Here is a 1,561-nt window from a genome sequence, read left to right on the forward strand (position 1 = left end):
TCGACCACCAGCATCACCGGCGAACGCACCAGTTGGCGCGGGTCGAGCTTGACGAAGGCTTGCACCAGCGCCGGACGCCACAGGGCCGAGATCGCGGTTTTCGGTGCTTCTGCCGACTGGGTCGGCACCGCAGGTTTTGCAGGAACATGCATATTCATGATGGATTCCTTAGAAGCCCAAGCTCAGGTGTTCAGCAATCGGACCGAGTGCCAGAGTCGGCAGGAAGGTCAGGCCGCCCACCAGCAAAATGGTCACGGTCAACAGGGTCACGAACAGCGGGCCGTGGGTCGGGAAGCTGTTCTGGCCGATCGGTGCGGTTTTCTTCATCGCCAGGCTGCCGGCCAGGGCCAGCACCGGCAGGATGTAACCGAAGCGGCCGATCAACATGCCCAGACCGAGCATCAGGTTGTGGAACGGCGTGTTGGCGCTCAGACCACCGAACGCCGAGCCGTTGTTGGCGCTGGCCGAGGTGTAGGCATAGAGCAATTGGCTGAAACCATGCGGGCCGGGGTTGCTGATGGTCGCCGCCGGGCCAGGCAGCGCCGCCGCAATGGCGCCGAGTACCAGCACGCCCACCGGCATCACCAGCAAGGTCACCACCAGCAACTGCACTTCCCGCGCCTGCAGTTTCTTGCCGAGGTATTCCGGGGTGCGGCCAATCATCAGGCCGGCGAGGAACACCGCGATCAGCACGTTGAGCAACATGCCGTAGAGTCCGGCACCGACGCCGCCGAAGATCACTTCGCCGACCATCATGTTGACCAGCGCGACCATGCCGCTGAGCGGGTTGAGGCTGTCGTGCATGCCGTTGACCGAACCGTTCGACGCCGCCGTGGTGGTCACCGACCACAGCACGGTAGCGGTGGTGCCGAAGCGCGCTTCCTTGCCTTCCAGCGGCGCGGTCTGTTCGACAGCGACGTTGTTCAGCGCAGGGTTGGGCTGATATTCGGCCCACAGCGAAGTCGCACCGCCGATCAGGAACAGCGCCAGCATGCAGGCGATGATCGCGCGGCTCTGACGTTGGTCTTTCACGTAATGACCGAAGGTGAACACCAGCGCCACCGGGATCAGAATGATCGAGGCGAGTTCGAACAGGTTGCTCCACGCGGTCGGGTTCTCGAACGGATGCGCCGAGTTGACGCCGAAGAAACCGCCACCGTTGGTGCCCAGTTGCTTGATCGCAATCTGGCTGGCGGCCGGGCCGAGCGGGATCACTTGATCGACACCCTGCATCGTCACGGCATTGACGTATTGCGCGAAGGTCTGCGGTACGCCCTGCCAGACGAGGTACAGCGCCAGCAGCAGGCACAACGGCAGCAGGCCGTAGAGGGTGGCGCGGGTCATGTCGACCCAGAAGTTGCCCAAAGTCTTGGTCGACTTGCGCCCGATGCCACGGCAAAGCGCAACCAGCACCGCCAGACCGGTGGCGGCGCTGACAAAGTTCTGCACGGTAAGGCCGACCATCTGGCTCAGGTAGCTGAGGGTCGCTTCACCGCTGTAGGACTGCCAGTTGGTGTTGGTCATGAAACTGACCGCCGTGTTGAACGCCTGAGTCCATTCC

Annotated in this window: 1 protein-coding gene and 1 pseudogene; both read right to left on the reverse strand. The window is 63.2% G+C overall.

Annotation, left to right across the window (positions count from 1 at the left end; genetic code table 11):
* Nucleotides 1–158 (reverse strand): hypothetical protein (locus DBR18_RS30025; RefSeq protein WP_371921162.1); only part of this gene is annotated, 158 nt, incomplete at its 3' end.
* A gap of 10 nt (nucleotides 159–168) precedes the next feature.
* Nucleotides 169–1,561 (reverse strand): annotated as a pseudogene (gene kdpA / locus DBR18_RS26130) (potassium-transporting ATPase subunit KdpA); the annotation flags it as partial.

This window comes from Pseudomonas sp. HMWF021 (genome assembly GCF_003061005.1).
Taxonomy (GTDB): domain Bacteria; phylum Pseudomonadota; class Gammaproteobacteria; order Pseudomonadales; family Pseudomonadaceae; genus Aquipseudomonas.